We start from the raw sequence: 23,767 nt of genomic DNA on the forward strand, positions 1-23,767 counted from the left end.
AACTCCTGAAGTGCGCAATCATGCCAAAGCGGCTTCGGTGTCCATCAACGCCTCGCTGCCCGCACGGATGCGGCGCATCAAGGTCGACGTCTCGGGCATCATGCGCGAGAAATAAAAACGTGCCGTCTGCAACTTGGCTTGGTAGAAGGGATCGGGCCGCTGTGCGGCCTCTTCGGCTTCGGCCAGTTTGGCCAAGGCCACTTGGGCCGAGCGCGCCCAAAAATAGCCCATCACCAAGTGACCCACCACCCGCAGGTAGTCCACCGCAGCAGCGCCCACCTCGTCGGCATTGCTCATGGCCTTCATACCGACTTCGCCGGTCAGCTGGGTCAGCTTACCGCCCAGATCGGCCAAGGGCTTGATGAACTCGCCCATGGCTTCGTTGGCCATCTCGGCCTTGACCAATTGCTCGACCAGCTTGCCAAATTTCTTCAGGCTTGCGCCCTGGTTGCCCAGCACTTTGCGACCCAGCAGATCCAGCGACTGGATGGCGTTGGTGCCTTCATAAATCATGTTGATGCGGGCATCGCGCACGAACTGCTCCATGCCCCACTCCTTGATGTAGCCGTGGCCGCCAAACACCTGCTGGCACTCGGTGGTGGACTGCCAGGCATTGTCGGTGGTGAAGGCTTTGACGATGGGCGTGAGCAAAGCCACCATCTCGGCCGCTTCCGCACGCACCGTTTCGTCGGGGTGGTTGATCTCTTTGTCCAGCAGCAAAGCACAAAAGCAAGCCAGCGCACGGCCACCTTCGGCGTAGGCTTTGGCCGTCATCAAGGCGCGACGCACTTCGGGGTGCACGATGATCGGGTCGGCCGGTTTGCCAGGCGCCTTCACGCCAGTGAGAGAACGCATCTGCACGCGGTCTTTGGCATAGGCCAGCGCATTTTGATAAGCCACTTCGGTCAGACCCAGCGACTGGTTGCCCACGCCCAAACGGGCGGCGTTCATCATCACGAACATGGCGGCCAGGCCCTTGTTGGGCTGCCCCACCAGGGTGCCGACCGCGCCGTCGAGCACCATCTGGCAGGTGGCATTGCCGTGGATGCCCATCTTGTGTTCGAGGCCGCCGCAGTAAATGCCATTGCGCTCGCCGATCTGACCGTCAGCCGACACTTGGAACTTGGGCACCAAAAACAAGCTGATGCCTTTGCTGCCCGGAGGCGCGTCGGGCAAACGGGCCAGCACCAAGTGCACGATGTTGGCGGCCAGGTCGTGCTCACCCGCGCTGATGAAAATCTTTTGGCCGGTGATGCGGTAGCTGCCGTCGGCCTGGGGTTCGGCCTTGGTGCGCAACATGCCCAAGTCGGTCCCGCAATGCGGCTCGGTCAGGCACATGGTGCCGGTCCATTCGCCGCTGGTCAGCTTGGGCAAGAACAAAGCTTTTTGCTCGGGCGTGCCGTGCGCGTGCAGGGCTTCATAAGCGCCGTGCGACAAGCCGGGGTACATGGTCCAGGCTTGGTTGGCCGAGTTGAGCATTTCATAGAAACACTGGTTCACCACAAAAGGCAGGCCTTGGCCGCCGAAGTCTGGATCGCAGCTGAGCGAGGGCCAGCCGCCGGCCACGTACTGGGCATAGGCTGCCTTGAAGCCATCGGGAGCCTTGACATCGTGCGTGTCGCGGTTGAGCTGGCAACCTTGGGTGTCGCCCGAAATGTTCAAAGGAAAAATCACCTCAGCGGCGAATTTGCCACCTTCTTCCAGCACCGCGTTGATGGTGTCGGCATCGGTGTCGGCGTGCTTGGGCAATGCTTTGAGTTCGTCGGTGACGTTGAACAATTCATGCAACACAAATTGCATGTCGCGCAGGGGTGGGTTGTAAACGGGCATGGTGTTTTCCTGAAAAAATCAAATGTTGCTGGGTTTGCGTGCGCGTTTGGCGGCAGGCTTTTGGGAAGGGGTCATGGGAGCCTCTGCATAGCGGTCCAGGATGTGGGCAAAGCCCTGGCGTGCACGCTCTGTGGCTGCAGGGTTGCGCAAAAACCGGGCTTCGTAATGCAGCGCCAGGATAAGGCCGTGGATCTCAAAAGCGATCTGCCGCGCATCGGACTGGCGGCTGAGCTGTCCTTCCACCTGGGCCAACTCAACGGCGCGGCGCAATGCCGTTTGCCAACTGGCCACGGACGATGCCAAGGCATCGCGCACCGGACCGCTGCGGTCATCGAACTCGACCGCGCCACTGATGTAGATGCAGCCCGAATCGATCTCGGCCGAGGTCTGCACCATCCAGTTGTCAAACAGGGCTTGCAGGCGTGGCAAGCCCCGGGGCTTTTGCATGGCCGAATAGAAAACATCCGCCTCAAAACGCGTGTGGTATTCGCGGATGACGGAAATCTGGAGTTCTTCTCGCGAGCCAAAATGGGCGAACACGCCCGATTTGCTCATGCCGGTGACTTCGGCCAAAGCGCCTATCGACAAGCCTTCCAAGCCTATTTGCGAGGCCAGGCGCAGCGCCGCATCGATGATCACCGACTTGGTCTGCTGGCCTTTGATGAGCACGCGCCGGCCAGGTTCGGCCACGGGCAGGCTTTGAACTTTGGATGAGATTGGAGATTCGGACATGGTGAATCAAAAAAGAACGATCGTTCTATTTTGCACCAAAACCGGATCCGATCACACAAGCCCTGTACATGTCAGGGTAAATCGGGAGGTCAGCAAACCGTCGGGGCTAAAGCCACCAACCTACAAGACCCTGTAGGTCGGCGACTTCAGCCCCGACATGGTTTTTCTAGATGGCTTGGGTTCAGGCTTTGAATGCCACCACTTTCTGGGTTTGCTCGCCCAGACCGTCAATGCCCAAGCGCATCACGTCACCGCGCTTGAGGAAGACTGGCGCTGGTTTGCCATCGACCTTGACGCCCATGCCCACACCGGGAGGGGTGCCGGTGGTGATGATGTCGCCTGGCTCGAGCGTCATGAACTGGCTCACATAGCTAACCAGCTTGGCCACGCCAAAGATCATGGTTTTGGTGTTGCCGGTTTGAAAGCGCACGCCGTTCACATCGAGCCACATGCCCAAAGCTTGGGGGTTGGGCACTTCGTCGCGCGTGACCAGCCATGGGCCGACGGGGCCGAAGGTGTCGCAACCCTTGCCCTTGTCCCAGCTGCCGCCCAATTCCAATTGATATTCGCGCTCGCTCACATCGTTGACCACGCAGTAACCGGCCACATGGCTGATGGCGTCTTTTTGGGTCACATAACGTGCGCGTGTGCCGATCACGATGCCCAGCTCGACTTCCCAGTCAGATTTTTTGGAGCCTTTGGGCAGCATGACGTCATCGTCCGCACCCTGGATGCAAGAAATCGCCTTGGTGAACACGATGGGCTCTTTGGGGATCGGCATGCCGGACTCGGCCGCATGGTCGGCGTAGTTCAGGCCAATGGCAATGAACTTGCTGGTGGACGAAATGGGCGTGCCAAAACGCTTTTTGCCGCGCACCAAAGGCAGCTTGTCGGTCTTGACCTTGGCCAGCTTGGCCAGCGCCTTGTCGTTCAGCAGATCGGGTGTGATGTCTTTGACCACGCTGCTCAGGTCGCGCAAGCGGCCATCGGCGTCAATCAGACCAGGTTTTTCCTTGCCGGCTTGGCCATAGCGAACGAGTTTCATAAATGCCTTTCAGTTTTCAAAAGAATCAATAGGTGGAACGACCACCCGACAGGTCAAAGACCGCGCCGGTGGAGAAGGAACATTCTTCGGTGCTCAACCAGGTCACCATGGCCGCCACTTCTTCGGGCTCGCCAAAACGGGCCATCGGAATCTTGGACAACATGAATTGGATGTGCTCGGGCGTCATTTGATCAAAAATCGCCGTCTTCACAGCCGCCGGGGTGACACAGTTCACACGCACCCCGGTGTCGGCCAGCTCTTTGCCCAGCGATTTGGTGAGCCCGATGACCGCAGCCTTGCTGGCACTGTAAGCGCTGGCGTTGGGGTTGCCGTCTTTGCCCGCGACAGAGGCGATGTTGACGATGCGGCCGTAGTTGCGCGACTTCATGTGGGCACTCAGTTCGCGGCAGCAGTGGAACAGGCCGTGCACGTTCACATCGAACACCTGCTTCCAGGCGTCCACCGGGTACTCCCAAACTTTGACGTTGGGGCCGGTGATGCCCGCGCTGTTGACCAGCACATCGACGCCTGCCAGCGCGGTGGTTTGCGCCGTGGCCTGCACCACAGATTCGTGGCTGGCCACATCGACCTGCACCGTATTGACCACAGCCCCTGACTGCGCCGCCCGCAATTGTTCGGCGGCGGCGCCCATGCCGGCCGCATCGCGGTCCCAGATGGTGACGCGTGCGCCAGAAGCCAGCATGCGCTGGGCAATGGCGAAACCCAAACCGGTGGCACCACCGGTGATGACCGCGTGGCGGCCTTTCATGTCGAGCAAATTCATAGGGTCTTTCTGAACCATCAAATGGTCATGCCACCATCGACCATGTAGGCGTTGCCTGTGGCGAAGATGGATTCGTCGGAAGCGAGGAAGGTCACGATGGGCGCAATCTCTGCCGCCTGGGCCAAACGCCCCATTGGCTGGCGGTTGATGAAGTCCTTGCGGGCCTGCACCGGGTCGGCATAGCTGTTGATGCGGTCTTGCAGCGAGGGCGTGTCCACGGTACCGGGGCAAATGCAGTTGCACCGGATGCCCTGACGCACATAGTCGGCAGCCACGCTTTTGGTCAGGCCAATGACGGCCGCCTTGCTGGTGCCATAGATGAAGCGGTTGGGCAAGCCCTTGACGCTGGAGCAGACGCTGGCCATGTTGATGATGCTGCCGCCATGACCGTCTTTTTCGAACTGCGCCACCATTTTGGGAATGGCCGCCTGGATCATCCAAAACTGCGAGCGCACGTTCAGGTTGAACGCAAAGTCCCAGTCTTCATCGGTGGCCAGTTCGATGTTGCCGTTGTGCACAAAACCAGCGCAATTGAAGATGATGTCGATGCGCGGCAAGCTGGCCACTTGCGCGGTGATCGCACTCTTGTCGAGCACATTCAGCACTGCGGTGTGCACATTGGCCACGCCCTCGTAACTCTTGAGCAATGCGGCATTCACATCGGTGGCATACACGGTGGCGCCTTCTGCGGCCATGGCCAATGCAGCGGCCTGGCCGATGCCTTGCCCCGCGGCCGTGACCAGCGCGATTTTTCCTTTGAGTCTCATGGGGTTTTGATCTCCAGATGGGTGGTTTGTCTGTGGTTGATGGCGGGCCAGTCCCAGGCGATGCCAAGGCCTGGGGTTTCGGGGGGATGGGCAAAGCCATCCTCGACCTTCATGCGTGAGGTGGTGATGTCGTCAAGCTGTGGGATGTATTCCACCCAAGTGGCATTGGGCACGGCGGCGCACAGGCTCACGTGCAGCTCCATCAAGAAGTGCGGACACACCGCCACATCAAAAGTCTCCGCCAAATGCGCCGTCTTGATCCACGGCGTGATGCCACCGATGCGCGCCACATCGGGCTGCACGATCGAGCAGGCGCCCTGCTCGAGGTATTCACGGAACTGCATCGGGTGGTACATCGACTCGCCCACTGCCACCGGTATGGTCGTGTGCTCGCGCAGCTGCCGGTGCCCCGACACATCTTCGGCAGGCATAGGCTCTTCGATCCAAGCCAGGCCCAGCCCGTCAAAAGCCCGTGCACGACGCACCACCTCGGCCCGGTTGAAGCCTTGGTTCGCATCGGTCATCAGCTCAAAGCTTGGCCCCACCGCGTCGCGCACCGCAGACAGGCGGGCCACGTCTTCGCTCACATGCGGACGACCAATCTTGATCTTGGCGCCTTTGAAGCCTTGGGCTTGCGCCGCCAGTGTTTGGTCCACCAGCGCCTGGGGTGACAGGTGCAGCCAACCGCCCTCGGTGGTGTAAAGCGGCACACGCGTTTGCGCCCCGCCCAGCAAGCGCCACAGCGGCAGGCCTTGGCTTTGCGCCCGCCAGTCCCACAAGGCCGTGTCCACGCAGGCCAGCGCCAGGCTGGTCATGGCCCCCACAGCGGTGGCGTGGGTGTGAAAAAACAGGTCTTTCCAAATCGCCTCGACCCTGACCGGGTCCCGCCCGATCAGTCTCGGCGCCAAATGATCCTTGAGCAAGGCGATCACCGAAGAGCCACCGGTGCCGATCGTGTAGGCATAACCCGTGGCCTCGATGCCATCGCTGCAGTGCAGCGTGAGCAACACCGTTTCTTGCGTCACAAAGGACTGGATCGCATCGGTGCGCAAAACCTTGGGCGGCAAGTTCACTTGCCGAAGGCTCACGCGGTCAATGGTGACTGAAGACATTTGAATTCAAAGCCAGTATTGGGCGCATCAAAGTTTGTGAGCATGCAGGCAGGATGCGCTGCACAGCGTCGTTCTTGCGACAGTCGACATGCGGGTTTGTGTGGAGTCAAAAGCGCTTGACCCATGAATTGGGAGCGTGTGATGATTGTGCGACTGGTCTGACCACTTGTCCAATTCACGTTATCCCTGATCCTGCGCATGCCCATCCAAACCGTCGAACCCCAGCGCCTGTACCGCCAGATTGCCGAGCAACTTCGGCAGCTGATGGCCTCGGGCGAGTTCGCAGTGGGCTCACGCTTGCCCGCAGAGCGCGACCTGGCGCTGCAGCTGGGCGTGAGCCGCCCTTCGGTGCGCGAAGCGCTGATTGCGCTCGAAGTCGAAGGCATGATCGAAGTGCGCACGGGCTCGGGCATTTATGTGCAAAGCACCGCCAAACCCAAGACCCGAAAAACCCCTGCCCAGGCCGACAGCTCAGCCGAATGGGGCCCCCTCGAAGTGATGAGCGCCCGCATTTTGGTGGAATCGGAAGTGGCCGCACTGGCCGCGCAAAACGCCCAGAAAAAAGACATCAAAGCCATCCGCGCCGGCTTGCAGCAAATGAAGCAAGAAGCCGCCCGCCATGAAATGCCACGTGAAGGCGATGAAGCCTTCCATGAAGCCATTGCACAGGCTTGCGGCAACAGCGTTTTGCTCGACACCGTGCAGCGCTTTTGGACGGCCCGCAAAGGCCCTCTGTTTGAGCGCTTAGGCGACTACTTTGAACATCCTGCCTCATGGCAAGCGGCCATTGCAGAGCACCAAGCCGTGTTCGATGCCATCGAGGCGCGCGACGCGCCCGCCGCCCGCAAGGCCATGCAAAAACATTTGAAACAAGCCCACAAAAGATACAGCGCGAGCTGGCGCCGCGCTCCTGCCCGTTAGCTGGCCGCTAAGGGGGTATGCAGTTTTTTTCGCGTCAGTAATTTTCCAACACCATTGAGGAGACAACGATGAGCAAACGATTCACCCTGAAGACCCTGGCCGCCCTGGGCGCCGTCGCCATGGGCACCTTGCTGATGAGCACCGGTGCACAGGCCCAGCAAAAACTCAAATGGGCCCACGTCTATGAAACGTCGGAGCCGTACCACACCGAGTCGGTTTGGGCGGCCGATGAAATCAAAAAGCGCAGCAACGGCAAGTTCGACATCCAAGTCTTCCCGGCTTCCACACTGGGCAAAGAAACCGATATCAACCAAGGCCTGACCCTGGGTACAGTGGACATGATCATCAGCGGCCCCTCTTTTGCGGCCCGCACTTACCCCCGCTTTGGCATTGCCTACTACCCCTTCATCTTCCGCGATGGCGACCACCTGATTGCTTACTCCAAGAGCCCCGTTTTCCAGGAAATGGTGTCCGAGTTCCGGGCCAAGACGGGCATCCAAGTCACGGCCTACACCTACTATGGCGCTCGCCACACCACCGCGCAAAAAGCCTTCACCAACTGCGCTGGCATGAAGGGCATCAAGATCCGAGTGCCCGACGTGCCTGCCTACCGCGCCACACCTGAGGCCTGCGGCGCCAACCCCACGCCCATTGCTTTTGCCGAGGTCTATCTGGCCCTGCAAAACGGCACGGTGGAAGCCCAAGAGAATCCATTGACCACCATCGAGGCCAAGAAGTTCTTCGAGGTGCAAAAAGCCATCATGCTCACGGGTCACATCGTGGACGGTTTGACCACGCAAATTGCACCGCATCTCTGGAACAAGCTCAGCGATGCTGAAAAGAAAATGTTCACCGATGTGACTCAAGAAGCCGCTGTGCGCGCCACCGCCAAGATCAAGGCCCGTGAAGCCGAGTTGGTGGACGAGTTCAAGAAAAAAGGCCTGCAAATCGTGCAGGTGGATCGCAAGTCATTCCAAGACGCCGTCCTGAAAAACAAACCCCTGACCTCCATGGGTTTCACGCAGTCTGACTTCGACAAGATCCAGGCGGCCAAGTAAGGCGCTCTCACATCAGGTTTTGTGCCGATCGCACAGGTCTGATGCTTTGGCTACCTGTTGCAGACCGAACTCACTGAGTTCGGTCTGCACATGCGGCCAAGTTTTCGATCCCAAGGACACCCTATGAGCAACCTACCCGACCTCGATGCCATGCCCAAAGTCATGGGTAACGATGGCCAGTTTCACGCCACCGACGACGAAGTCGACCTCTCTGGCACCCCCATTGAAGCCTGGGTGGCACTGGCTTTCTTTTGGGCTTTGGGTCTGACGGTTTTTTACCAATTTTTCACACGCTACGTGATGAACAACTCGGCGTCGTGGACCGAGGAGATTGCACGCTATCTGCTCATTGCCACCGTCTTCACGGGCGCCACGATTGGCGTGGCCAAAAACAACCACATCCAAGTGGACTTCTTCTTTCGATTCATGCCCGACTGGCTAGGCCGCGCCATGGGGGTGGTGGTCGATGTGATGCGCATCGCCTTTTTTGCTGCCGCCACTTTCCTCACCGGCCAGATGATGGAGAAACTGGGCAGTTACAAGATGACCATCATTGATTTGCCGATGAACCTCGTCTATGGCGTGGTGATGGCCGGGTTTGCCGCCATGTGCTTGCGCGCCGTGTGGGTGGCCAAGGTTCATTGGCAGCGCGGCTACACCGTGCTGCAACGCCCCGAATCCGAAATGACAGACCGCTGAAACGCCCTTAGAAAGTTCTCCATGTTGAAGATCCTTTTCCTCATCCTCATGAGCGGCGGCATCCCGGTGGCCATTGCCATGGCGGGTGCGTCCTTGCTGTATTTGCTTTTTGTCGAAAGCTCGCCACCCTTTGTGGTCATCCACCGCATGGTCTCGGGCATCGACAGCTTCCCCCTGTTGGCCGTGCCCTTCTTCATTCTGGCTGGCAACCTGATGAACAACGCGGGCATCACCAACCGCATTTACAACTACGCGCTGGCCTTGGTGGGCTGGCTCAAAGGCGGCCTTGGCCACGTCAACGTGGTCGGCTCGGTCGTGTTTGCGGGCATGAGCGGCACCGCCATTGCCGATGCGGCGGGCTTGGGCACCATCGAGATCAAGGCGATGAAAGACCATGGCTACAGCACCGAGTTTGCGGTGGGCGTCACGGCGGCCTCGGCCACGCTGGGCCCCATCATTCCGCCCAGCCTGCCCTTTGTGATCTACGGCATGATGGCCAACGTCTCGGTGGGGGCCTTGTTCCTTGCCGGCATCTTGCCCGGCATCTTGATGGCGCTGCTCATGATGCTGACAGTGGCCTATTTCGCACACAAAAACGGCTGGGGTGCCGACGTCAAATTTGAATGGCCCAAAGTCATCAAGGCCCTGGCCGAAACGGCCGTGGTGGTGGGCTGGCCCCTGTCGATTTGGTGGTTGGTGAACACCATGGGCACGCCCGCCCAAATGACGGTTTTCTTGGCGCTGATCGTTTTGTTTGCCGCCGACAAGTTTTTCAACTTCCAGGCCGTCTTGCCCATCATGACGCCGGTGATCCTGATTGGCGGCATGACCACCGGTGTGTTCACCCCCACCGAAGGCGCGATCGCCGCTTGCGTTTGGGCCATTGCGCTGGGCTTCTTTTGGTACCGCACGCTCAACTTCAAGATGTTCGTGAAAATCTGCCTGGACACGGTGGAAACCACCGCCACCGTGCTGTTCATCGTGGCCGCAGCCAGTATTTTTGGCTGGATGCTCACTGCCACAGGGGTGACCACGGCCATCTCCAGTTGGGTGCTGGGCTTTACCAAAGAGCCTTGGGTGTTCTTGCTCTTGGCCAATGCATTGATGTTGTTTGTGGGTTGCTTCTTGGAGCCCACCGCCGCCATCACCATTCTTGTGCCGATTCTGGTACCGATCTGCCAACAACTGGGCATTGACCTGGTGCACTTCGGTTTGGTCATGGTGCTCAACCTGATGATCGGCTTGCTGCACCCGCCCATGGGCATGGTGCTGTTTGTGTTGGCCCGCGTGGCCAAGCTCAGTGTGGAGCGCACCACCATGGCCATCTTGCCCTGGCTGTTCCCCTTGCTGGGCAGCTTGGCCGTCATCACCTACTTCCCCAGCCTGGTGCTGTGGTTGCCCAAGCAGTTTTATTGAGGAATGTCCATGAGCAGTTTCATCCGCTTGCATCCCGCCGATGACGTGGTCATCGCTCGCAGCCAACTCATGAGCGGCAGCGCTGTCGAAGGCGTGCCCGTGCGCGGCCTGATCCCGCCGGGCCACAAGGTGGCCACCCGCGCCATCGCCGTGGGCGAGCCGGTGCGCCGCTACAACCAGATCATCGGCTTTGCCTCGCAAGCCATTGCGCCGGGCGAGCATGTGCACACGCACAACCTGAACATGGGCGCCGAGAAAGGCAACTTCGAACGCGACTACGCCATCGGTCAAGACGTGAAGCCCGAGCCCGCGCGCAAGCAGGCGACTTTCATGGGCTACAAGCGCTCGGATGGCCGCGTGGCCACGCGCAACTACATCGGCGTGTTGTCGAGCGTGAACTGTTCAGCCACCGCCGCCCGCGCGATTGCCGACCACTTCTCCAAACGCAACAACCCGCAAGCACTCGCCAACTTTCCCAATGTGGACGGCGTGGTGGCTTTGACGCACGGCACCGGCTGCGGCATGGACACCGAAGGTCTGGGCATTCAGTTGCTGGAACGCACCTTGGCCGGTTATGCCACCCATGCCAACTTTTGGGGCGTGGTGGTGGTGGGCCTGGGCTGCGAGGCGAACCAGCTCAACACCTGGCTGGCGCACAGCAGCTTGCGCGAGGGCGACACGCTCAAGGTGTTCAACATCCAGGACACTGGCGGCACGCGCCTCACGGTGGAAAAAGGCATTGCCTTGATCGAGGAAATGCTGCCCCGCGCCAACGCCATCAGCCGCGAGCCTTGCAGCGCCGAACACATCACGGTGGGCTTGCAGTGCGGCGGCTCGGATGGTTATTCGGGCATCAGCGCCAACCCAGCACTTGGGGCGGCCGTGGACCTGCTGGTGCAGCACGGCGGTACCGCGATCCTGAGCGAAACGCCCGAGATTTATGGGGCGGAGCATCTGCTCACCCGCCGCGCTGTGAAGCCCGAAGTGGCGCACAAACTGATCGAGCGCATCCGTTGGTGGGAGAACTACACCGCCATCAACGGCGGCGAGATGAACAACAACCCCTCGCCCGGCAACAAGGCAGGTGGCCTGACGACCATCCTAGAAAAGTCACTCGGCGCGGTGGCCAAGGGCGGCACCAGCAACCTGCAAGCGGTCTATGAATACGCCGAGCCGGTCTCCGCCAAAGGCTTTGTCTACATGGACACGCCGGGCTACGACCCGGTGAGCGCCACAGGCCAGGTGGCCGGTGGCGCCAACCTGATTTGCTTCACCACCGGGCGCGGCAGTGCCTATGGCTGCGCGCCCTCGCCCAGCCTGAAGTTCTCGACCAACACCGCGCTGTGGAAAAAGCAAGAAGAAGACATGGACCTGAACTGCGGCGAGATCGTGGACGGCGGCGTGAGCATCGCCGACATGGGTCAGCGCATCTTTGAAATGATCCTGGCGGCAGCTTCAGGCGAGCCCACCAAGAGCGAGCGCCACGGCTACGGCCAAAACGAATTCGTGCCGTGGCAAGTCGGCGCGGTCATGTGAGGGCAGCGTCATGAGCCACACCATTTCTGCAAGCGACCTGCGCGACAAAGTCGCCCGCATCATCGAACAAGCAGGCAGCACGCCTGCCGAAGCCGCACAGGTGGCCGACAACCTGGTCATGGCCAACCTGAGCGGGCACGACTCCCACGGCGTGGGCATGGTGCCGCGCTATGTGGACGCGGTGCTTGAAGGGGGCTTGTCGCCCAACACCGGCGTCAAAGTTTTGCTCGACACCGGTCCCTTGCTCAACTTGGACGGCCAACGCGGCTATGGTCAGATCACCGGCGTTCAAGCCATGCAAATGGGCATTGAACGCGCCAAGCAACACGGTGTGTGCACTGTGGCGCTCAGCCGCTCACACCACTTGGGCCGCATCGGCCACTTTGCCGAAATGGCCGTGGCCCAGGGTCTGGTGTCGGTGCATTTTGTGAACGTGCTCTCGCGCCCCGTGGTCGCCCCCTTTGGCGGTGGCGATGGCCGCTTTGGCACCAACCCCTGCTGCATCGGCGTGCCCATGGGCAACCGCGAACCCTTTGTGCTGGACTTTGCCACCAGCCGCGTGGCGCAAGGCAAGATGCGCGTGGCCCACAACAAAGGCGAGCAAGTGCCCCCCGGCTATTTGATCGACGAACACGGTCACCCCACCACCGACCCCGGCGTGGTGGTGGTGCCGCAGTCCAACGGCCTGTTTGGTGCGCTCATGACCTTTGGCGACCATAAAGGCTTTGGCATGGCCATGGCCTGCGAACTGTTGGGCGGTGCCCTCACTGGCAGCGGCACTTGGCACCGCGAGGCTGATCATCAACGCGCCGTGCTCAACGGCATGTTGACCATGCTGATCGACCCGGTGCGTTTGGGCACGCAGGCCATGTTTGAACAAGAAGCCCTGGCCTTTGCCGACTGGCTGCGCCAAAGCCCCGATGCCCCAGGCAGCGATGGCGTCAAGCTGGCGGGCGAGCCCGAACGCGCTGCACGCACCGAACGTGAGCACTCGGGCATCTGGATCGACGACGCCACCTGGGCCGAAATCGAAGCGTCAGAACACAAGCTCCAAGCTCGATCCTCGATTTGAAGATGACTGGATGTCTTGTAGGAGCCAGCCCTGCTGGCGATGCCATCGCTTGTGGCCTGCAGGCATATCGCTTGCAGGGCAAGCTCCTACAAAGCCCGCGCTGATTGACTGTGTTGTTTTGACCTTCTTTTAAAGATTCACCATGTCACTCTCCTCACTCGCCTTGTCAACACTGCCACCTCATGTAGGCATCCCCCGCTATGCGCGCAACGCTGACGCCCCTGGCGTGGTGCACCTGGGTCTGGGGGCTTTTCACCGCGCCCACCAAGCCATGGTGTTTGACCAACTGCTGGCCAATGGCGACATGCGCTGGGGCATCCATGGCGTGGGCATGACGCGGCCTGACCTGGTCAACCAGCTGAGCGCACAAGACGGCCTGTACGCCGTGCGCGTGGCCGACGGCACAGGGGTGAAGTGGCAAGTGCCCGGTGCGCTGTGGCGCATGAATGTTGCCGCCACCGAGCGCGATGCGGTGGTGCAAGCGATGGCCGCGCCCAGCACCCGCTGGGTCACCCTCACCGTGACCGAAAAAGGCTACACCCCCGCTTTAGGCCAGCTGCTGCTGGACGGCTTGCGCCTGCGCCAGCAAGCAGGCTTACCCGGCATCACCATCGCTTCGTGCGACAACTTGCAAGGCAATGGCCACAAGCTGCAGGCCTTGGTCAAGGCTGCGGCCAATGCCCAAGACACCGCACTGCTGCAATGGCTGGACACGCACTGCGCCTTCCCTTGCAGCATGGTGGACCGCATCGTGCCCGCCGCCACGCCCGAAGTGATGGCCGCCGCCAAAGAGGCGCTGGGCGTGCCAGACCACTGCGCCCTGAGCACCGAAGGCTTTTGGGAATGGGTGATCGAAGACCGCTTTGCCGACCCGACAGACGCCGCCCTGCTGCAAAGCGCCGGTGTGCGCGTGACAGGCGATGTTCACAGCTACGAAGAAGCCAAGCTGCGCATGCTCAACGGCAGCCACACGGCCATGGCGCTCATGGGCGCCATCACAGGCAGGCCCTTCATTGCCAGTTGCATTGGCGCACCGCATATCCGCGAGTTTGTGTTCCGCTTGATGGGCCGAGAAGTCGCGCCGCATCTGAGTCGCAGCGACTGGGCCGATTACCGAGACGCGCTGATCGCCCGATTTGGCAACCCGTATTTGAAGCACAGCGTGCACCAGATCGCCACCGACAGCTCGCAAAAAATCCCGCAGCGCTGGCCACCTTCGGTGCTGGGGCAAATCGCGCAAGGCGCTTCGTTTGAACACCACGCACTGGCTGCGGCCGTGTTCGTGCGCTACACCCTGGCCGTGGACGAAAACGGCCAAGCCTATGCCCTGAACGACCCCCAAGCCGAAAGCCTGATGGCCCTGGGTGCAGCCCAGCGCACCGAACCCGAGGCCTGCGTGCGTGCCCTGCTGGCCCGCGAAGACCTGTGGGGCAGCGCCCTGCCCCAACACACAGGCTGGATCGCCCGCGTCATTCACTGGCATCAACACATCCTGCAGCACGGTGTGGACCACGCCGTCCAGCAACTGACCGAGGCCTGAGCCATGAAAATCACCGCCGCCCGTGTCATCGTCTGCAGCCCCGGCCGCAACTTCGTCACCCTCAAAGTCGAGACCGACCAAGGCGTGTACGGCGTGGGTGACGCCACGCTCAACGGGCGCGAGTTGGCCGTGGTCAGCTACCTCGAAGACCACGTCATCCCCTGTCTGATCGGGCGCGACCCGCAGCAAATCGAAGACATCTGGCAATACCTCTACAAAGGCGCTTACTGGCGGCGCGGCCCGGTGACCATGAGCGCCATTGCCGCCGTGGACACCGCGCTGTGGGACATCAAAGCCAAGATGGCGAACATGCCGCTGTACCAGCTGCTGGGCGGGCGCAGCCGCACCGGGGTGATGGTTTACGGTCACGCCAACGGCCGCGACACCGCTGAAACCGTGAACGAAGTCTTGCGCCACAAGGAAGAAGGCTACTTGGCGATCCGCGCCCAAAGCGGCGTGCCGGGCCTGAACAAGGTTTACGGCGTGAGAGGAACCAACCGCCTGTACGAACCCGCCGACGGCAACTTGCCCAGCGAGCACGACTGGAGCACCGAGAAGTATTTGCGCCACACCCCCGGCTTGTTTGAAGCGGTGCGCGAAGCCGTGGGCCCCGACATCCATTTGCTGCACGACGTGCACCACCGCCTGACGCCCATCGAAGCGGGCCAGCTGGGCAAAGCACTGGAGCCCATGCGCCTGTTCTGGATGGAAGACCCGACCCCGGCTGAAAACCAGGACGCCTTCCAGTGGATACGCCACCACACCACCACCCCGATTGCGGTGGGCGAGATTTTCAACAGCATCTGGGACTGCAAGACGCTGATCGAGAAACAGCTGATCGACTACATCCGCACCACCGTGGTCCACGCGGGCGGCATCACCCACCTGCGCCGCATCGCCGACCTGGCCAGTCTGTACCAGGTGCGCACCGGCTGCCACGGCGCGACCGACCTGTCACCCGTGTGCATGGGCGCGGCGCTGCACTTTGACACCTGGGTGCCCAACTTTGGTGTGCAAGAGTTCATGCCGCACAGCGAGGAAATGCTCTCGGTCTTTCCGCACGACTACCGCTTTGAGCGCGGGATGATGCACTGCGGCGAGTCACCCGGCCACGGGGTGGACATCGACGAGAAGTTGGCTGCGAAGTACCCCTACCAAAGGGCCTATTTGCCGGTGAACCGGCTGCAGCACGATGGGACCTTGTGGAACTGGTGACAGCCCTCAGCCACAGGCCTTAGCCCATGCTTGGGCGCGCCACCGGCTGCACCGATTCGTAGGCCCGCGCCGCACGCAGCACCAAGGCATCGCCAAACATCGGGCCCACGATCTGCAAGCCCATCGGCAGTCCGGCCTTCGTGAGGCCGCAGGGCACGGTGATGGCCGGTTGCTGGGTCAGGTTGAAGGGGTAGCTGAATGGCGTCCAGCCCAGCATGCTGACCGGGTCCATCGGCACGGCGCCCGCAGGGCGCGCCTCAAAAGCCGGAATGGACACCGAAGGCGTGACCAACAAGTCATAGCGCTGCATGAATTGGCGCATGTGCGAACCGAGCACGCCCCGGCGCTGGTGAAGTTGCTGCACCTGCTGCGCACTGAGCTGTGCGCCCAATTGCGCCTCGGCCCGAAAGTCGGGGTCGGCCACCTCCTGCTGCGCGGCCGTCAGGCCCGACCAGACCGTGTAAGCCCCCAGGAACCACAGGCCAGTGGTGATGTCCAGCGGGTCTTCAAAGCCCGGGTCCACTTGCTCGACATGGGCGCCCAGGTCTTGCAGTTTTTGCACCCCTTGCGCCACCGCTGCTGCGATTTCGGGATGCACGTTTTGGGCGTAACCCAGCGTGGGCGAATAGGCGATGCGCAGGCCGCGGATACCGTCTTCCAGACCCACGGTGTAGTCCGTGCCATCGGGCGGCAAGGATGTCCAGTCGCGGGCGTCGGGCTTTTTGAGCACGTTCATCATCATGGCCGCGTCGCGCACGCTCAGGGTGTGCGGGCCCAAGTGCGCCACCGAGCCAAAGGGTGACAAGGGGTAGGCGGGCACGCGGCCAAAGCTGGGTTTGTGGCCCACGTTGCCGCAAAACGCGGCCGGGATGCGCACACTGCCCGCGCCGTCGGTGCCCACGGCCAGCGGCCCCAGACCTGCGGCCACGGCAGCGGCTGCACCACCCGATGAGCCGCCGGGGGTGTGGTTCAGATTCCAAGGATTGCGGGTGATGCCGGTGGCGGGTGAGTTGGTTTCGCCCTTGCAGCCAAATTCGGGCGTGGTGGTTTTGCCCAGCAACACCGCGCCCGCTTCGCGCAGCCGCGCTGTGGCCGGGGCATCCACCTCCCAGGGCTGCTTGGGGTCCACGGTGCGACTGCCGCGCAAGGTGGGCCAGCCTTGGGTGAGGATCAGGTCTTTGATGCTGGTGGGCACACCATCGAGCTCACCCACAGGGGCTTGGGTGTTGCGGTGCGCTTGCCAGCGGGCTTCGCTGGCACGGGCGCTGGCCAGGGCACGGTCGGCATCGACCAGACAAAAGGCATTGATCTGCGGGTTGATGCGCTCGATGCGCGAGAGCACCGCCTGCGTGGCCTCCACCGGGCTGGCCTGCCCGGTGCGGTAAAGCTGCAGCAATGCGTGCGCAGTGCATTGGGTCAGGTCGGTGGTGCTCATGGCGGTCTCCTATCAGTGTGGTGTCACGTTGAACCCGTCAAGGCCATGCATCAAGGTCTGGTGCGTGTTTGGGGGCTGAGTTTTTTCCAGGGCAAATCGCCCGGGTCGGCGGCCATGGGGCCTGCGGCTTTGGCCACCAGCACACGGCTGGCGATGGGGGTGAAGTCTGCCCGAAAATGGTTGGAGCTTTTGACCACCAGCAGCTTCATCTGCTCGGGGTGAATGCCCACGGCGCGGAACAGTTCGCGGTCGAGCATCTGCATCTTGCCGCTGGCCACCGCCACCAGCACGCCGTCGATTTCGAGACATGCACAGGGGCCGATGTGGACCCTCACGCCGGTCATCATCGGGCCTTTGAGTTCGCAAGCATCCGGCCCCAAAGCCCTTACCGTGAAGCGCCCTTGCACAGGCGGGTCGCTCGCCACGCCGGTGAAGGTGGGCACGGCCTTGCCCAACGCCAATTGCAGGCTGGCCCCCACCCCGGCAGCATGTGCCATGCGGGCGGCTTCGGGGTCGCACAACAAACCCAGCGCCACCTGGCCGGGCCATCGTTGGCCCGCACCTTGTTGCAGCAGCGCATGCAGCATGCCGGTGGTGTTGCTGTCGCCCCCAGCGCCCGGGTTGTCTTGGGTGTCGGCCATGACCACAGGGGCAGCAGACACCTCGGCCGTGGCCAGGGCTTGCGCAACGGCCTCACGGGCGGGCAGCACATCAGGGCGCCACTGGCCGGGCTCGGCCACGCGCTCAAACAAGCGCTGCACCGCCGCTTCAGCCTGTGGGCCGTGGCCCCAAACCACGGGGCCACACTCGGCAAAATCAGACGCAGGAAAACCCATGCAAAAACTGAGCATGCAAGCAGTTTGCGACTCCAGCGCGATCATCTCGTCGTACAGCTCTTTGGCAGGGGCCATCCAGGTGCTTTGCGCGTTGAGCGGGATCAAAAACGGCAGACGACGGGCCTGCATGGGGCGCTTGCCACCCGCACGCAAATGTTCACGCAGCAGCAGGGCGGCACGCTCGCCGGTCTCGGCCATGTCGATGTGCGGGTAGGTGCGGTAGGCCACCAAACCATCGGACAGCTTCAACATGCGTTCGGTCACGTTGGCGTGCAAATCGAGGCTGGCCACGATGGGCAGCTTGGGGCCGACCACCGCACGGATGCGGGCGATCAACTCGCCTTCGCTGTCGTCGGCGTTTTCGGCCACGGCCGCGCCGTGCAGATCGAGGTACACCCCGTCCAGACCCTGCACCAGGGCCGCGCGAACATCTTCGACGATGGCCGCGCAGATGCGCTCAAACGCGTCGTGCGTCACATACGACGAAGGTGTGGCCCCGGCCCAAGCCGAGGGCACAAGCTGCCAGCCTTCGCGCCGGGCCGCGTCGATGAAACCGCCTGCCGGGATGTTCACGCCCGACATCTGGTCGATCAGGGTCTGCCCGCGCACATAGGCCGGAAAGGCCTCGCCGCTTTGAAAGGCGGCCCAATCGGCCAAGCTGGGCGCAAAGGTGTTGGTCTCGTGCTGGTAACCAGCGATCAGGATGCGGGTCATGGGTTTTCAAGCTCGGGCAATGCGGCCGGAGCAGCATCAAACAGGCGCCGGGTGTAGTCCTGTTGCGGGTTGGCGTAAAGCTCAGCGGTACGGCCCTGCTCCACGATGCGGCCTTGGTGCATCACGATCACGCGGTCGCACAGCTGGGCGGCCACGCGCAGGTCGTGCGTGATGAACAGCAGCCCCAGCCCCAGTCTCGACTGCGCCTCGCGCAGCAGGTTCAGGATCTGGGCTTGCACACTCACATCGAGCGCACTCACGGCCTCGTCGGCCACCAGCACCTGCGGGCGGCAGGCCAGGGCACGGGCAATCGCCAGGCGTTGGCGCTGGCCACCGCTGAACTGGCTGGGGTAGCGCTTCAAGGCCTCCACCGGCAACCGCACCTGCGCCATCAACTCAACCGCCAGTGCTTCGGCCTGCTCACGCGTCTGGCCAAAGTTCATCGCGCCTTCGACCATGGACTGGCCCACGGTGCGGCGCGGGTTGAGCGAGCGGTTCGGATCTTGGAAGACCACCTGCACGCGGTGGCGCAGTGGTCGTAACTGGCCCTCGGACATGCGGGCCACGTCATCAGCACCCCAAAAAATCTGGCCTTCGGTCGGGTCGATCAAGCGGATCAGGCAGCGCGCAAAGGTCGACTTGCCCGAACCCGACTCGCCTACGATGCCCACCGTCTCACCGGCACGCACAGCCACCGCGGCCTCCATGAGGGCGGCCGTGGGTCGGCTGCGGCCCAGCCAGTCGTGGCTGATGTAGGTCTTGCCCACGCCTTGACCCGACAGGAGCGCAGGGCCTTCGGGCTCGGGCTTGGCAGGTGGCGGCGTCATGCCCGGCACGGCGGCCAACAACTGGCGCGTGTACTCGGCGCGGGGGCGGCGCAGCACCTGGTCGCAGTCGCCACTTTCCACCGCCTGGCCCTGGTTCATGACCAGCACCTGGTCGGCGATCTCGGCCACCACGCCCATGTCGTGGGTGATGAAAAGCACCGCGCTGCCCTGCTCGCGTTGCAGGTCGGCGATCAATCGCAAGATTTCTTTTTGGGTGGTCACATCGAGCGCGGTGGTCGGCTCGTCGCAAATCAGCAATGCAGGCTTCAAGATCACGGCCATCGCGATCACGATGCGCTGACGCTGACCGCCACTGAGTTGGTGCGGGAAGCTGCGCAGCATGCGGGCCGGCTCGGGCAGCTTGACCCGCTCGAACACGCGCAAGATTTCGGCACGGCGCTTTTCGGCGGGCCAGTCGGTGTGGGTGGCCAGCAACTCGTCCACCTGGTCGCCGCAGCTCATGACCGGGTTCAGGGCCGTCATGGGCTCTTGGAACACCATGCCCATGGCCTTGCCGCGCAACTGGCGCAGCCGCAATGGGGACGCCTGCAACAAAGACTCGCCTTGCAGGGCAATGCTGCCCGCCACGGCTTGCAGCTCTTTGGGCAGCAAACCCATCACGGTGGTGGCCATGACGGACTTGCCCGAACCGGACTCGCCGACCACACACAAGGTCTGGCCCGGCAGAATGTCGAGCGACACCTTGGTGATGGCATGGGCCCGGTCACCGCCCGCAGGCAGGGCGACCGACAAGTCACGGATGGACAGAACGGGGGGGGTCATACCCCGCTCCGTTTGGCAAATTTGGGGTCCAACACATCGCGCAAGCCGTCACCCAGCAGGTTGATGGCCAGCACGGTGGGCACCAAAAACATGGCTGGGAACAACACATTGCCCGGGTACTGGGTGAACTGCACCCGGCCCTCGGCCATGATGTTGCCCCAGGTCGGAATATCGGCTGGCAGGCCCAAACCCAGGAAGCTCAAGATGGCTTCGGTCAGCACGGCGCTGGCCGCAATGAAGGTGCCCTGCACGATCAGCGGCGCCATCGCGTTGGGCAAAATGTGGCGCAGCAAAATGACCGGTGTGGGCGTGGCCAAAGCGCGGGCCGCTTCCACAAAAGGCTCTTCGCGCAAGGTCAACACCAACGAGCGCACCAAGCGCGTAACACGGGGAATCTCGGGGATGGCGATCGCCACCACCACGGTCCAGATCTGCGCGCCCAGGGCCGCCACCAGCGCAATCGCCAGCAAGATGGCGGGAATCGCCATCAGGCCGTCCATGAAGCGCATCAGCACCGCGTCTGCCAGGCGAAAGTAGCCAGCCAACATGCCCAACACGCCGCCCACAGCCAAGGCCACCGTGGCCGTGAACAAACCCACCAGCAAAGACACGCGGGTGCCAAACAGCACGCGGCTGTAGATGTCGCGGCCAAAGTTGTCTGAGCCCATCCAGAAGGTGTGGGTGACACTGACGCCACCCGGCAAAGCAAACTGCCCCACCACCCCGGCAGCGGTGTTGATGTTGGCCGAGTCCATGGCCGCAGGGTCCACGGTACCCAGCCATGGCGCCACCAAAGCGATCAAGATCAGCAAGCCCAGCACGCCCAAGCCCAAACGGACGGTGGTGTGCGCCAGAAGTTTTCGGAAGGTGGCGTTCATCAGTAACGGATCCGGGGATCGAGCCACAGGTAGCTCAAGTCCACACACAAATTGATCAAGACATAGAGCACACTGAAAAACAGCACCACGCCCTGGATGACCGGAAAGTCGCGGTTGAGCACCGCATCGACGGTGAGCGAGCCCAAGCCCGGAATGGCGTAAACCGTCTCGGTCACGACCACACCACCGATCAAGAGCGCAATGCCGATGCCAACCACCGTGACGATGGGCACGGCCGCATTGGCCAGCGCGTGGCGCAGCAAAACCGCTTGCTCGGTGATGCCCTTGGCACGCGCTGTGCGGATATAGTCTTCGGTCAGCGCTTCAGACACGCTCGCCCGCGTGACCCGCGCAATCAGCGCCACATAGATGGTGGCCAAAGACAACCACGGCAGCACCAGCTGGTAGGCCCAAGCGCCCACCCCTTGCGAGAACTCGCCCAACAAGCGGCGATAGCCTTGCACCGGCAACCATTGCAGCTGGATCGCAAAAATGTAAATCAGCACGTAGCCGATCACGAACACTGGCACCGAGAACCCCGCCACCGCAAAGCCGGACAAGATGCGGTCCAGCCAGCCCCCCATGCGCCAAGCGGCCAGCGTGCCCAAAGGCACGGCCACCAAAACGGCCAACACCATCGTCCCAGCGGCCAAGGACAGTGTGGGCTCGATGCGCTGAGCGATCAGCTCGGTCACCGGTTTGCCGAGGTAAAAGGAATAGCCCAAGTCGCCCTGCAACACCCCCCCCAACCAGATCATGAACTGCGTGAGCAGGGGCTTGGTCAACCCCAGCTGTTCGCGGATGCGGTCGATGTCTTCGTTGGTGGCGTTGTTGCCCGCGATCACAGCGGCCGGATCCCCCGGCGTGAGCCGAAGGATCAGAAACACGATGACCGCGACCGTGAGCAGCACAGGGATCAGCGCCAGCAGGCGCTGAAGCAAGAACCTCAGCATAAAACTTCAGCTGCTTTTGACTTCAAAAAGTCAGTTCTTCTTGATGTTCCAGTACACCTGAGCACCGCCGGGCACCAGGCCCGAGATGTTCTTGCGCAGGGCTGCGGGGTTGAAGTACTGACCCAGCGGCACGTGGGTGGCCGTTTCCATGGCGCGCAGCTGGATTTGCTCAGCGATCTGCTTTTTCTGCGCATCGCTGGTGGCCTGGGCGAACTTGACCTTCAGGTCTTCGATCTGCTTGTCGTCTTGCCAACCGAACCAGCCCTTGTCGCCTGCAGCGTTCATCATCGCCATGGTCAAGGGGTTCAAAATGTCACCTGCCGTCCAAGCGGTCATGAAGGCGTTCCAGCCACCTTGGGCGGGGGCGTCTTTCTTGGCTCGGCGCGCCACCAAGGTGGCCCAGTCCATTTGCTGCATGTCCACTTTGAAGCCGGCGGCTTCAAGCTGCTGTTTGGCCACCAATGGCAACTTGGCAATCGCAGCCAGGTCGGTCGGGCGCATCAGCACCACAGGAGTGCCGTCGTAGCCGGCCTCTTTGAGCATCTCGGCGGCTTTCTTGGGGTCGGCCATGCCGTTGTAAATGCCCGTCTTGTCACTGGCAAACGGTGTACCGCAGGGGTACATGCTCTTGCAGAAGGTGTACATGCCAGGGGCGCCGACCTGTGTTTTCAGGTGCGCTTCTTGGCCCAGCGCCACCATGGCGGCCTGGCGGATCTTCACGTTGTTAAAAGGCGCATGCAGGTGGTTGAAGCGCAAGATGAACTGCAGGCCTGCAGGCTGTGCGTCCACCAGCTGGATGTCTTTTTGCGCTTTGAGCGAAGCGTACTGCTCAAAGGTGGGTTGCTCGACGATGTCGACTTCACCGGCCACCAGGGCATTGAACTGGGTTTGCGGATCGCGGATGATGACCCACTCCACGCGGTCCACGTTCACATGCTTGCCCCCCGTGGTGCCGTCTGGCGCTTCACTGCGGGGCTTGTATTTGTCGTTCTTCACATAGACCAGGCGCTCGCCGGGCTTGTATTCGCCGGGCACAAACTTGTAAGGGCCGGAGCCGATGTTTTCCTTGATCTGCTCGCTGCCAGGTGTGGCAGCAATGCGCGCGGGCATGATGAACAGCACGTTGGACGAGGGCTTGCCCAGCGCTTCGAGCATCACGCCAAAGGGTTTGTTGAGTTTGATGACAAAGGTCTTGGCATCGGGCGCGGCGTAGCTTTCCACGCTTTTGGCCAGCACCCCGCCAAAGCTGTCGCGGCTGGTCCAGCGCTTGATGGAGGCCACCACGTCTTCGCTGGTCACGGCTTTGCCATCATGAAACTCCAAGCCATCACGCAGCGTGAACGTCCAGGTCAGGTTGTCCTTGCTGACGTTCCACTTGTCCACCATCTGCGGCTTGACCTTGCCGGCCAGATCGGTGCCAAACAGCGTGTCATAAATCATGTACCCGTGGTTGCGCGTGACAAACGCTGTGCTCCAGATCGGATCGAGGATGGTGATGTTGGCATGCGGCACGACACGCAAAGTTTTGGCCTGGGCTTGCGCAGCAAAGGGGGCCAACAAGGCGGCTGAAAGGGCGGCCACAGCAAAAAGGGAACGACGCTTCATCGGATACTC

At 61.9% G+C, this 23,767-nt stretch carries 20 protein-coding genes; 8 read left to right on the forward strand and 12 right to left on the reverse strand.

The window, feature by feature from the left end; genetic code table 11:
- Positions 1–18: 18 nt before the first annotated feature.
- The 6 genes from QLQ16_RS08415 to QLQ16_RS08440 all read right to left on the reverse strand — a co-directional run bounded on the left by QLQ16_RS08415 (position 19) and on the right by QLQ16_RS08440 (position 6,270).
- Positions 19–1,830 (reverse strand): acyl-CoA dehydrogenase C-terminal domain-containing protein, encoded by a 1,812-nt coding sequence (locus tag QLQ16_RS08415; protein WP_283224246.1) that lies wholly within the window; start codon positions 1,828–1,830, stop codon positions 19–21.
- An 18-nt stretch (positions 1,831–1,848) separates the two neighbouring features.
- The gene (locus QLQ16_RS08420) at positions 1,849–2,562 is read right to left on the reverse strand and encodes a TetR/AcrR family transcriptional regulator (protein ID WP_283224247.1); all 714 of its coding nucleotides are present in this window, start codon (positions 2,560–2,562) and stop codon (positions 1,849–1,851) included.
- 181 nt (positions 2,563–2,743) lie between these two features.
- On the reverse strand, positions 2,744–3,607 hold the full coding sequence (locus QLQ16_RS08425) for a fumarylacetoacetate hydrolase family protein (protein WP_283224248.1): 864 nt from the start codon (positions 3,605–3,607) through the stop codon (positions 2,744–2,746).
- Between the two features lie 25 nt (positions 3,608–3,632).
- Positions 3,633–4,391: an SDR family NAD(P)-dependent oxidoreductase gene (locus QLQ16_RS08430; protein ID WP_283224249.1), complete on the reverse strand. Its 759-nt coding sequence runs from the start codon at positions 4,389–4,391 to the stop codon at positions 3,633–3,635.
- A 17-nt stretch (positions 4,392–4,408) separates the two neighbouring features.
- A complete protein-coding gene (locus QLQ16_RS08435) occupies positions 4,409–5,158 on the reverse strand; it encodes an SDR family oxidoreductase (RefSeq protein ID WP_283224250.1) in 750 nt (249 codons plus the stop codon).
- A complete protein-coding gene (locus QLQ16_RS08440) occupies positions 5,155–6,270 on the reverse strand; it encodes a mandelate racemase/muconate lactonizing enzyme family protein (protein WP_283224251.1) in 1,116 nt (371 codons plus the stop codon). Before QLQ16_RS08440 ends, QLQ16_RS08435 begins: the two co-directional genes overlap by 4 nt.
- A 198-nt stretch (positions 6,271–6,468) precedes the next feature.
- On the opposite strand from QLQ16_RS08440, the gene QLQ16_RS08445 reads away from it, so the two are divergent.
- The 8 genes from QLQ16_RS08445 to manD all read left to right on the forward strand — a co-directional run bounded on the left by QLQ16_RS08445 (position 6,469) and on the right by manD (position 15,727).
- Positions 6,469–7,191, forward strand: coding sequence for a FadR/GntR family transcriptional regulator (locus QLQ16_RS08445; RefSeq protein WP_283224252.1), 723 nt, complete (start codon positions 6,469–6,471; stop codon positions 7,189–7,191).
- 68 nt (positions 7,192–7,259) lie between these two features.
- Entirely contained in the window at positions 7,260–8,249 is a 990-nt protein-coding gene (locus QLQ16_RS08450; RefSeq protein WP_283224253.1) for a sialic acid TRAP transporter substrate-binding protein SiaP, read from the forward strand.
- Between the two features lie 123 nt (positions 8,250–8,372).
- Complete coding sequence (locus tag QLQ16_RS08455; protein ID WP_283224254.1) at positions 8,373–8,948, forward strand: TRAP transporter small permease; 576 nt, start codon at positions 8,373–8,375, stop codon at positions 8,946–8,948.
- A 21-nt stretch (positions 8,949–8,969) separates the two neighbouring features.
- Positions 8,970–10,364 carry a TRAP transporter large permease gene (locus QLQ16_RS08460; protein ID WP_283224255.1) on the forward strand — a complete coding sequence of 465 codons (1,395 nt, stop codon included), beginning with the start codon at positions 8,970–8,972 and terminating at the stop codon, positions 10,362–10,364.
- A gap of 9 nt (positions 10,365–10,373) precedes the next feature.
- Complete coding sequence (locus QLQ16_RS08465) at positions 10,374–11,900, forward strand: UxaA family hydrolase (protein ID WP_283224256.1); 1,527 nt, start codon at positions 10,374–10,376, stop codon at positions 11,898–11,900.
- A gap of 10 nt (positions 11,901–11,910) precedes the next feature.
- Positions 11,911–12,972 (forward strand): malate/lactate/ureidoglycolate dehydrogenase, encoded by a 1,062-nt coding sequence (locus tag QLQ16_RS08470; RefSeq protein ID WP_283224257.1) that lies wholly within the window; start codon positions 11,911–11,913, stop codon positions 12,970–12,972.
- A gap of 142 nt (positions 12,973–13,114) precedes the next feature.
- Positions 13,115–14,512 carry a mannitol dehydrogenase family protein gene (locus tag QLQ16_RS08475; protein ID WP_283224258.1) on the forward strand — a complete coding sequence of 466 codons (1,398 nt, stop codon included), beginning with the start codon at positions 13,115–13,117 and terminating at the stop codon, positions 14,510–14,512.
- Between the two features lie 3 nt (positions 14,513–14,515).
- A complete protein-coding gene (gene manD, locus QLQ16_RS08480) occupies positions 14,516–15,727 on the forward strand; it encodes a D-mannonate dehydratase ManD (protein WP_283224259.1) in 1,212 nt (403 codons plus the stop codon).
- 19 nt (positions 15,728–15,746) lie between these two features.
- Here the strand turns inward: manD and QLQ16_RS08485 are convergent, their stop codons facing one another.
- From QLQ16_RS08485 to QLQ16_RS08510, 6 genes are read right to left on the reverse strand one after another with little or no spacing between them, the layout of a single operon-like run.
- Positions 15,747–17,162, reverse strand: a complete 1,416-nt coding sequence (locus tag QLQ16_RS08485; protein WP_283224260.1) for an amidase — start codon at positions 17,160–17,162, stop codon at positions 15,747–15,749.
- Positions 17,163–17,212: 50 nt separating this feature from the next.
- A complete protein-coding gene (locus tag QLQ16_RS08490) occupies positions 17,213–18,712 on the reverse strand; it encodes a M81 family metallopeptidase (RefSeq protein ID WP_283224261.1) in 1,500 nt (499 codons plus the stop codon).
- Positions 18,709–20,322, reverse strand: a complete 1,614-nt coding sequence (locus QLQ16_RS08495; protein ID WP_283224262.1) for a dipeptide ABC transporter ATP-binding protein — start codon at positions 20,320–20,322, stop codon at positions 18,709–18,711. The genes QLQ16_RS08490 and QLQ16_RS08495 overlap by 4 nt, the downstream gene beginning before the upstream one ends.
- On the reverse strand, positions 20,319–21,200 hold the full coding sequence (locus QLQ16_RS08500) for an ABC transporter permease (RefSeq protein ID WP_283224263.1): 882 nt from the start codon (positions 21,198–21,200) through the stop codon (positions 20,319–20,321). The genes QLQ16_RS08495 and QLQ16_RS08500 overlap by 4 nt, the downstream gene beginning before the upstream one ends.
- Positions 21,200–22,153, reverse strand: a complete 954-nt coding sequence (locus QLQ16_RS08505) for an ABC transporter permease (protein WP_283224264.1) — start codon at positions 22,151–22,153, stop codon at positions 21,200–21,202. Before QLQ16_RS08505 ends, QLQ16_RS08500 begins: the two co-directional genes overlap by 1 nt.
- A 30-nt stretch (positions 22,154–22,183) precedes the next feature.
- Positions 22,184–23,758 (reverse strand): ABC transporter substrate-binding protein, encoded by a 1,575-nt coding sequence (locus QLQ16_RS08510; RefSeq protein WP_283224265.1) that lies wholly within the window; start codon positions 23,756–23,758, stop codon positions 22,184–22,186.
- Positions 23,759–23,767 lie beyond the last annotated feature (9 nt).

It is taken from the genome of Limnohabitans lacus, from assembly GCF_030053395.1.
Taxonomy (GTDB): Bacteria; Pseudomonadota; Gammaproteobacteria; order Burkholderiales; family Burkholderiaceae_C; genus Limnohabitans_A; species Limnohabitans_A lacus.